Source organism: Microvirga splendida (genome assembly GCF_016427565.1).
GTDB classification, from domain to species: Bacteria; Pseudomonadota; Alphaproteobacteria; order Rhizobiales; family Beijerinckiaceae; genus Microvirga; species Microvirga splendida.
Window position 1 is genome coordinate 237055 of the sequence record NZ_JAELXT010000005.1, and the last position, 9088, is coordinate 246142.

General features: G+C 66.3%; 8 protein-coding genes. 6 read left to right on the forward strand and 2 right to left on the reverse strand.

The annotated features are described in order from the left end of the window. Positions 1-115: 115 nt before the first annotated feature. Positions 116-880: a LuxR C-terminal-related transcriptional regulator gene (locus JAO75_RS07865; protein ID WP_199048072.1), complete on the forward strand. Its 765-nt coding sequence runs from the start codon at positions 116-118 to the stop codon at positions 878-880. 262 nt (positions 881-1142) lie between these two features. Continuing rightward, positions 1143-1337, forward strand: coding sequence for a hypothetical protein (locus JAO75_RS07870; protein ID WP_343234571.1), 195 nt, complete (start codon positions 1143-1145; stop codon positions 1335-1337). Between the two features lie 95 nt (positions 1338-1432). Here JAO75_RS07870 and JAO75_RS07875 read toward each other — a convergent pair whose 3' ends face one another. Continuing rightward, a complete protein-coding gene (locus JAO75_RS07875; protein ID WP_199048076.1) occupies positions 1433-1633 on the reverse strand; it encodes a hypothetical protein in 201 nt (66 codons plus the stop codon). Between the two features lie 134 nt (positions 1634-1767). Further along, complete coding sequence (locus JAO75_RS07880) at positions 1768-2658, reverse strand: LysR family transcriptional regulator (protein ID WP_199048078.1); 891 nt, start codon at positions 2656-2658, stop codon at positions 1768-1770. Positions 2659-3105: 447 nt separating this feature from the next. Between JAO75_RS07880 and JAO75_RS07885 the strand changes: the two genes are divergently transcribed. The 4 genes from JAO75_RS07885 to JAO75_RS07900 form a co-directional block, all read left to right on the forward strand. Next, positions 3106-4803, forward strand: a complete 1698-nt coding sequence (locus tag JAO75_RS07885) for a peptidase domain-containing ABC transporter (RefSeq protein ID WP_199048084.1) — start codon at positions 3106-3108, stop codon at positions 4801-4803. Then, on the forward strand, positions 4800-6986 hold the full coding sequence (locus JAO75_RS07890) for a peptidase domain-containing ABC transporter (RefSeq protein ID WP_199048086.1): 2187 nt from the start codon (positions 4800-4802) through the stop codon (positions 6984-6986). The genes JAO75_RS07885 and JAO75_RS07890 overlap by 4 nt, the downstream gene beginning before the upstream one ends. Then, complete coding sequence (locus tag JAO75_RS07895; RefSeq protein WP_199048087.1) at positions 6986-8440, forward strand: HlyD family type I secretion periplasmic adaptor subunit; 1455 nt, start codon at positions 6986-6988, stop codon at positions 8438-8440. Before JAO75_RS07890 ends, JAO75_RS07895 begins: the two co-directional genes overlap by 1 nt. A gap of 13 nt (positions 8441-8453) precedes the next feature. Next, positions 8454-9088: hypothetical protein (locus JAO75_RS07900; protein ID WP_199048088.1), on the forward strand; the 635-nt coding region annotated here is incomplete at its 3' end.

Here is a 9088-nt window from a genome sequence, read left to right on the forward strand (position 1 = left end):
GATCGGCTTCCTGGACATGGTTCCCGCCCTTTTGGTTGTAGCCTGCGTATTTCGGATAGGTGGCGCCATGATCCTCGATTCTTTCGACGAACCGCACCAGGGGGCTAGAGCCAGCATGGGCCATAACGTTGTCTACAAAGAGCAAATCCTTCCCATCGCTCATGATCCTTTTCAGAACGTCACCACTGTTCTCATTTGCCAGAACATCCTTCTACGGACCGGTATCAGTCATATCCTTGCGGGCACCCGCTTCGACATTGCGGGGGAGACCGGAGACCTGTCGCCCCTGTCCACCTTTCCGGAAGGCGTGCCGGTCCTCTTCCTGATCTGCGATGGACGCTCCCCTTGCGAGTATGTCCAGACGGTGAAGGAGCTGAAGGAGCAACACCCCCATTCCCGCGTCGTCGTCCTTGCAGACACGATGGACCCGCAGGACATCGTTCAGATCTGCAAGGAGGGCCTGGACGGGTTCTGCACGACGAGGATGGACCGTCATGCCATCATCAAGGCTCTGGAACTCGTGATGCTCGGAGAAACCTTCATTCCGGGATCGGTCGGGCTGGACCTGCTGGACCAGATTCGAAGCAGCCATGCCGGGGGGGTGGTGAGCCGAATGGGTTCCCTCTCGCCTGCCAACGATCCGGCTCTGCTCATGAACAAGCTGTCGGAGCGTGAGGCGCAGATTCTGCGCTGCCTGACCCAGGGCGCCTCGAACAAGCTGATCGCCCGCGAGCTCGGAGTGGCGGAAGCGACCGTCAAGGTTCACATCAAGGCAATCCTGCGCAAGGTGAAGGCCGTGAACAGGACCCAGGCGGCCATGTGGGCTGCCGGTCACTTCGGCTCGACACAGGAATCCGCCGCCCTGGTCCCTGGCGAGTGAGGCTTGCCTCACCGGCCTGAAGCCTTCAGGAGCATGATCCTAAGCAGAATTGGGCACGTGGGGCATCCTGCGTGCTCTACCTCTTTCGGGGTAGCCCAAGTGGCGAGTTGCGGATCAGTCCGAACCGGCGCTAAGCCTGACATCACCCTGATGGTGCGCCGGATAAGAACTCCAGTAAAAGCGTACTGACGCCCCAGGTTCGAACTAAGAACAAATACCTGAAAAATGCGGTGGGGCAGATATGGATTACCAGGTCGAATTGGTGGCTCGTGCATTCTTTGAGGCCGAGCACGAGGACTTCTCATGGGATGGCGAGGCGGAATTGGTGCGGGAGGAGTTCCGCGAGTATGCCCGCAATGCCATCAATCTCCTTGACGAGGATATCGGTGTTCTTCTGATGGCGCTCGATCGCGCCACGGCCGAGGAGCATCCCGAGCGGGTCAGGGCCGCAGCCTGAAAATTGCATTCGGATCGAGCGGCTTGAGATTCCTCACCGAAGTCTGGAATCTCAAGCACGCTCGGCGCTTGCCTTATGTCGATTGAGGCCCGCGATCAGGGCGCATCCGGCGGCAGATCGGCGATCCGCTTGATCTCGTAAACAACCAGCATCAGGACAGTCGACATGATCACGAGTCCAAGCGCGCTCGTGAAGACGCTCGCGCTGACGCCTGACGCCGACGAGACGATGGCCAGCAGGAGCAGGAAGGGCAGTCCAAGCGCAATGGCGAGAACGGCAAGGAAGGGCCGTGGCATCGGGCGAATCCCCTTTTAAAGAAAAGATTTTTGAAGAATCCAATAGTCTCCGAATCGTGGAGAAAATGAGGTTGCGCGCGGTCTCGCCTTCGCACAAGCCGCCTCGGCGAATGTAACCCGAAAGACTCGCCGGATCAGAAATCCCACCGCTGTGCCTTCGCGACGAGGAAGTCGCGAAAAACCTGAACCCGCGCAACGGACCGCAGCTCCTCCGGATAGACGAGATAGCTGTCGAGGGTCGGCATCTGCACGTCCCGGAGAACCTGCTTCACTGCCGGATTGCCGCTCATGGCGTAATCCGGCGCCATGCCGATGCCGGCGCCGTTCTCGATGGCTTTGCGAAGGGCCAGGCTGTCGTTCACCACGAGGCGGCTCGGGCGGGGATTCTTGGGATCCCGTCCGAGGCCGCTCAGCCGGTGCAGGTCCAGGATGAAGGCCGGCTGGTCGCCTCCCAGGCAGAGGAGAGAGTGATCGTCAAGATCCTCGATGCGCTCGGGCTCTCCGCAGCGCTCGAGATAGGAGTGGGCCGCATAGGCATGGTACTGGATCGTGAAGAGGCGACGCTGGATCAGGTCCGGCTGCGCCGGGCGGCGCAGGCGGATGGCGATGTCGGCCTCGCGCATGGCGAGATCCAGCTCCTCGCTCGTCAAGGTCAGCTGAACGCGCACGTCGGGATAGAGATCGAGAAACTCCGTGATGCGTCGCGCCAGCCAGATTCCCCCGATGCCGACCGTTGCCGTGACCCTGAGGTCGCCGGCCGGCCGCTCGCTGGTTTCCGTGAGCCGCTGACGGGTCTCCTGCAGGCGCAGGCGGATGTCCTGCGCTGCGCGGAACAGCACCTCTCCGTGTTCGGTCAGGATGAGGCCTCGGGGATGGCGATGAAACAGCGGGATCTTCAAGTCGTGTTCGAGGGCGCTGATCTGGCGGCTCACCGACGACTGGTTGACCCCGAGCTTCTCGCCGGCGCGGGTGAAATTCCCCGCCTCGACCACCTCGTAGAAGAGCCTGATTTTGTCCCAGTCCAAGACAGATCCTCAAGAGGGAAGCGGGCTCGCCGCACCTGATGCCAGTGGGATGATGCGGCGTCCCGCAACAGGTCGAGTTCCTCGTGCCCGCAGCCCGACCCGCCCCGCGCCTCACGAAGGATTATTCCAGATCGGCAGGGCTTGCCACAAGAAACGCGCTCGCGCCGCCTCTGAAGAAGGCTCCGGCATCCGACGGCCAGTGCATGCTTCGTTAACTTTACCCAACGGTAAGTCGAACGAGGCGCAGCCATTCATTGACTTCCCGAGCGGCATTGTGAAAGTTCAAGGTAGCGAAAAGCCATATCCATGGCGGGTTGGCCGGCGCCCCTGAGCGGCGCGCGGCCAAAGGCATGATGCCGCCCCGCCATACCGGTGAAAGCCCGGTATGCACCCCCAAAAAATCTGCAGCTTCTGCATCCCCACGGCCGAACGGCCAAAGGTCGCGCTATGAACAGGTCTGCTGCCGCATCCGAGGCCTTGGCGGCATCCTCGGGCCCATGGCTGACACGCCCCTTCAGGGGATTGATCGGCCGTTTCGGCATCGCCTTCTTCATGCCGGTGCTCGAGGCGACGCTGCTGATCACCCTGCTGGCTCTGGCGCTGCCGGCCGCCCTGCTGCAGGTCTATGACAGGATCCTGCCGAACAAGGCCACCGGCACGCTGGTCGTTCTCGCCATCACGGTGGCCCTGGCCATCGTGCTGGAGGCGCTGCTCCGCCACGTGCGCGGCAGGCTTCTGGCCCGCATGGCGGCGACCTCCGAGGCGCAGGCGCATCGTCAGGCCATGGAGTGCCTGCTCCACGCGCCTCTCTCGGCCCTGGAAGCCAACGGCAACGGCTATTACGCGGAGCGTCTTTCCGCCATCGGCACCCTGCGCGAGGCGTGGTCCGGCCCGGCCCTTCAGGCGATGCTCGATCTGCCGTTCGCGCTGCTCTATCTCATCGGGATCTGGTATCTCGCCGGCCCGCTCGTGCTGGTGCCGCTGGCCCTGCTGGTCGGCGTCGCCCTGCTCGCGGCTCTGACAGGCCGGCGCGTGCGCCGCGCGGCGCAGAACCTCGCGCTCGCCGAGGAGCGCCGCTTCAACTTTCTGTTCGACACGCTGAGCTGCATCCACCCCATGAAGGTTCTCGGCGCCGAGCCCCTGCTCGAGCGCCGCTACGAGCGCCTGCAGGGCGGCTCTGCACAGATGCGCCGGACCCTGGCGCAGGCCATCTCGGCCGGGCAGGAGGGCGGGCAATTGCTCGCCCAGGCCGCCACCATCGGCGTGGCGGCCTTCGGCTGCCACATGGTGCTGAACGGGCAGCTCAGTGTCGGCGGCCTCGGCGCATGCACCATGCTGGTAGGGCGCACGATGCAGCCCCTGCTCGGCGGCGTCGCCCTCTGGTCACGTCTTCAGTCGCTTGCGGAGAGCCGGCGCCGTGTCGCTGAAATCGCCCTGCTCCCGCAGGAGCGCAATCTCGACCGGCCGGCGCTCCACGTGTCGAACGGCCACGTGGTTCTCGACAACGTTCGGCTGCGCAATCCTCGCCACAAGGATTGGCTGTTCGACGGCCTCACCCTTGAGGCAAAGCCCGGGGAGATCATTGGCGTCACCGGTGCCAATGGCTCCGGCCGCTCGGCCATGCTGCGGCTGATCGCCGGTGACCTGCAGCCCACCGAAGGCAGGGTCGCCATCGACGGGCAGGATCTCTCGCAGGTCGAGATGGGGCCGGCGCGACGGCAGATCGCCCTGGTGCCGCCCGATCCCGCCCTGGTGCGCGGCACGCTCCTGCAGAATCTCACCATGCATCAGCCGCACCTTGAGGCGGCCGCCCTTCGCCTTGCGACGAAACTGGGTCTGGACCAGGTGGCCAGCGCATTGCCGGGCGATTGGCACACGCCGGTCGGCGTTGCGGCCACGCCCCTGCCGCGCGGCGCGGCCCAGCGCATCGGTGTCGTGCGGGCCCTGATCGAGGAGCCGCGCATCCTGCTGCTCGACGACATCACATCCCAGATCGACGGCGACAGTGATGCACGGCTCGCCCAACTCCTCGCCGGTCTGCGTGGCAAGGTGACGGTCATCGTCGTCACCCACCGGCCTTCGACGCTCGGCATCGCCGACCGGGTGTTCGCGATCCGTGACGGCTCCCTGGAGCGCGTGTCATGAGTTCCGTGACGGATTGCAGCCCCCAGGCTCCAGTGCAATTGTCGGAAGACCTTCTGACTCCTTCCGATCTGGCTCGCTGTCTGCCGGTTCTGCTGTGGCTGATGGAGTGGTCGGGCAGCGCGGATGATCTCCTCTCGGCGCTTCCGCATGCGAAGCCCGACATCGATCTCACGGATCTGCGCAATACGCTGGCGGTTCTCGGATACCCGACGCGCATGCAGGGCCTCAAGCGGGGAGGTCTCGACCTGCGGTGCCTGCCGGCCATCCTGCTGCCGCCCGGAAAGGCCGCTGCTGTCGTCTATCGCGACGAGGCGGGACAGGTTCTGATGTTCGATGGCGCCACGGGCGATGTGAAGCCCTGTGCGCCGGAGAATCTGCGCGGCACACTTGTCCTTGCCTCCGAGGCGAATGCCGCCTCGTCCCGTCAGAACTGGTTCAGCGGCATCGCCCGGCGGTTCCGGGGATCTCTGCCGCCTTTGCTCGCCATCAGCGGGTTGATGGCCGTGCTCGGGCTTGCGGTTCCGATTTTCACCATGGCGGTTTTCGACACGGTGGTCGCCGGCTACAGCCCGGAAACGCTGCCCATGCTGATACTGGGCGCTGCCGCTGCGGTCGTGCTGGAGATCCTGTTCCGCGTCATCCGCCAGCGCGCCCTGCTGCGCATCGCGGAGCGCCTGGATCGGCTGGTTCCGAGCGCCGTCTTCACGCACCTGCTGTCCCTGCCAACAGCGCTCGTTGAGCGTGCCGGCACCGCATCCCAGGTGTCCCGCCTGCGCGATTTCGCGGCGATCCGCGAGTTTCTCACCGGCAGTTTCGCCGTCGCCCTTCTGGACCTGCCGTTCACGCTCCTCGTAGTCGTGCTGATGGTGGTGCTCGGCGGATGGATCGCCCTCGTGCCGGTGGGGACCGCCATCGGATTCGTTGTCCTGTTCTGGATCTCCCGAGGCTCCATGCGTCTGGCCATCGATCAGGCGGCTCGCGCCAACCAGGCGCGGGAGGCCCTGGCCGTCGAGGCGCTGGAAACGGTGCGCACCCTGAAGCTCGGCGGAGCCGAAGAGCGCTGGATCGACCGCTATGCCGCCGCTGCGGCCGCTGCCGCCGCAGCCTCGGCGCGGGTCGGCACCCTCACGGGCTCGGTTCTCGCCGCAAGCCAGGCGCTCGTCACCCTGTCGGGTCTGGCCGCAGTGGTCCTGGGCGTGCTCTCGGTGCTCTCCGGCACGATGACCGCAGGCGCGCTGATTGCCGGCATGATGCTGATCTGGCGGGTTCTCGGCCCGATGCAGACATGCTTCGTGATGCTCTCGCGTTGGGAGCAGACCCAGGCGTCGATCCGGCAGGTGGACGGGCTGATGGCTCTTGAAACGGAACGGCCGCCGCCGCTCGAGGCGCGCATGGCGCCGCCGGAGCAGGGAGCCGTCGTCTTTCACCGCGTGACCCTGCGCTATCTGCCGCAATCCGAGCCTGTGCTGGCCGGTGCCAGTTTCGCCATCCAGCCCGGCCAGGTGGTGGCGGTCACCGGCGCGGAGGGCACGGGCAAGTCGACCCTGCTGCTGCTGATCGCAGGCCTGTACCGGCCGCAGGGTGGCCTCGTGCGCATCGACGGACACGACGTGCGCTCCTTCAACCCGGCCGTTCTCCGGCGCAGCATCGGCTGGGTGCCGCAATCGCCGGGGCTTCTCTACGGGACGATCGCCCAAAACCTGCGCCTGGCCCGGCCCAGCGCTTCCGACGAGCAGCTCCGTGCCGCGGCCGCGGAAGCCGGCGTCCTGGAGGCCATCGAGGCGCTGCCGCAGGGCTTCGACACGCGGGTCGGCGATAACCACAGCGGCCGTCTGCCCCGCAGCATCCTGCAGCGCATCGCGCTCGCCAGCGCCCTGCTGCGCGATGCGCCCATCCTGCTTCTCGATGAGCCCGTCGCCGGCCTCGACGACGCCTGCGCCAAGGCTTTCACGGATGTGATCGCGTCCCGCAGAGGACGCTGCACGATCCTCATGGCAACGCACAGGCCGAGCCACATCCGGCTTGCCGACCGTGTCCTGCGCCTGCGGGACGGGCAGGTCGAAGAGGTGGACCAGCCTGCTTCTCCTTCCAGCCCCCGTCCGACACGCACGCCCGTGGGCGTGCCGCTGGCGAACGCGGCCTTCGCCAATCTTTCCGCCGCTAACAGCCCCCGAGTTGGTTGATGAGCACTGCCGCAAAACACGCCCCCAACGTCGAGAACCCGCCGCCGGCGGCAGACCGGCACAATGCGGCACCTCTGCCCCGCGCCAGCCGCCAGCCGCGGCCCGACAGCCACGTGCTCGCCCTGGAGGAGCTGCGCATCCACAGCCTGGAACGTGCCGTGGTTCTGGGCACCGGCCTGCTGGTGTCCGCAACCCTCGCCTGGGCCGCGCTCACTCATGTGCCGGAGGTGGCCATCGGAGTCGGGGATCTCGCTCCGACGGTAGCGCCGGCACCGGTGCAGCATTTCGAAGGCGGCATCGTCACAGAAGTCCTGGTTCATGAAGGCGATGTTGTCGAAGCCGACCAGCCCCTGCTGCGCATGAACGATGCGGCCGCCCAGGCCGAGCTGTCGCAGGCCCGTCTGCGCCTCGAATCCCTGCAGCTGCAGTCGCAGCGCCTGACGGCCGCGGCAGAGGGCAACATGACGGCGATGGAGCTGCGTGGCCGTGAAGGAACCGCGAGCATCGCGGTCGCCGATGCGAGCGGGGAGGGCAGCGCCATGCCGCGCCTGACCTCCAGTCTCTTCGTCGCGCCCCAGCGCGCCGCGCTGGATGCGCGCCTGCGCTCCCTGAGCGACCGGATCGCCGTGCTCCACGAACAGGTGGCGCAGCGGCGCAGCGAACTGGCAACCCTCTCGGGGCAGATCTCCGCCGTGCAGGAGCAGGTGGCGCTGCATGCCAGGGAGCTCGGCATCCGCGAGGAGCTCGCCCGCAACGGACTGACCACGCGGCTTGCGGTTCTGGAGGCGCAGCGTCTGCTGATGAGCACGAAAGCCGAGCATGAGCGGCTGAACGGCCAGCATGCCACGGCGCTGCGCAGCCTGGCCGAGGCCGAAGCTCGCATTTCGGAGATGCAGTCGGCCGCCGTGGACGAGGCCCGGCAGGAAGCCGCCCGTGTGGCGCTGGAGATTGCGGAAACGGCGGAGGTCGTCCGCAAGCTGGAGGATCGCGCGGAGCGCACGCTCCTGCGCGCGCCGGCTCCCGGCGTGCTGCGCGGTCTGGCCGTTCACCGCCCCGGCACCGTCTTGCCGCCCGGCGGCTTGATCGCCGAGGTCATGCCGCAGGATGCCCCGCTTGTAGCGGATGTCCGGATCATGCCGCGCGACATCGGGTTCATCGCGGTGGGCCAGCCCGTGCGGGTCAAGGTGCAGGCCTTCGACTATGCGCGCTATGGTGCCGTGGAAGGCGTCGTGGAGCGCGTCTCCGCCGGCACATTCCTCGACGAGCAGCGGCAGCCACATTACCGCGTGCGTGTCTCGCTCAAGCAGCAGCATGTGGGCCGCGATTCCGGCAAGGCGCAGCTCGTGCCCGGCATGACGGTCCAGGCCGACATCACCACCGGCAACAAGACCGTGCTGCAATACCTGCTGAAGCCGATCTATTCCGCCATGGCGGCATCATTCCACGAGCGTTGAGGACGCTGATCGCATGAGCCAGCAACCCGATCCGACCATCCCGTTCGATGCCAGCGTCGTCGACGAGGAGGCGATGCGCGCTCTGCGGGCGGTGCAGCGCAGCCTCCCAATGGGCGATGGAGGCGCCAGCGGAAATCTGGTGGGCGGAACGGAAGCGGTTGCTGCGTTCGGCATGATGAGAGGCGGGCCGTCCGGCGCCGTCGCGGTCACGCCGCACGAAATCGGCTCGTTTGCATGGAACCTGGCGCCGGCGCCCCAGGACGAACCGCTGAAGCCCTTGGATCTCGCACCACCGGTTAGGCCTGCGGTTATCCTGGACGAGGGACCCTCCGGTGTTGATTTGTCGCTGTCTGCGACGCCGACGCCTCCGATCAGATCCAGGGCTAACATTGCACGATCCTCCTCGAGCTATGTCGCGACGGAGCAGGACAGTACGACGACGCAGGTGACATCGCCGGCATCTGCCGGCACCCCTGACGATTCTGCCGTCGTAACGCCGCCCAGCACCCTGAAGCCGGATCCGCAGGAGCCGGCCGACATTGCCGCCGCCCCTCCTTCCGTGGCTGCGCGCGATGTATCGGGTTCTGAGGACAGGTCGATCCGTCTTGATCTGTCGGCGGCGCTGGTGGACCGGGACGGCTCGGAGAC

Bases quoted from the DNA above. Each gene is read 5' to 3' on its own strand.
- JAO75_RS07895 (WP_199048087.1), top strand. From the start codon at position 6,986: ATGAGCACTGCCGCAAAACACGCCCCCAACGTCGAGAACCCGCCGCCG.
- JAO75_RS07885 (WP_199048084.1), top strand. From the start codon at position 3,106: ATGAACAGGTCTGCTGCCGCATCCGAGGCCTTGGCGGCATCCTCGGGC.
- JAO75_RS07890 (WP_199048086.1), top strand. From the start codon at position 4,800: ATGAGTTCCGTGACGGATTGCAGCCCCCAGGCTCCAGTGCAATTGTCG.
- JAO75_RS07875 (WP_199048076.1), bottom strand. From the start codon at position 1,633: ATGCCACGGCCCTTCCTTGCCGTTCTCGCCATTGCGCTTGGACTGCCC.
- JAO75_RS07865 (WP_199048072.1), top strand. From the start codon at position 116: ATGGGCCATAACGTTGTCTACAAAGAGCAAATCCTTCCCATCGCTCAT.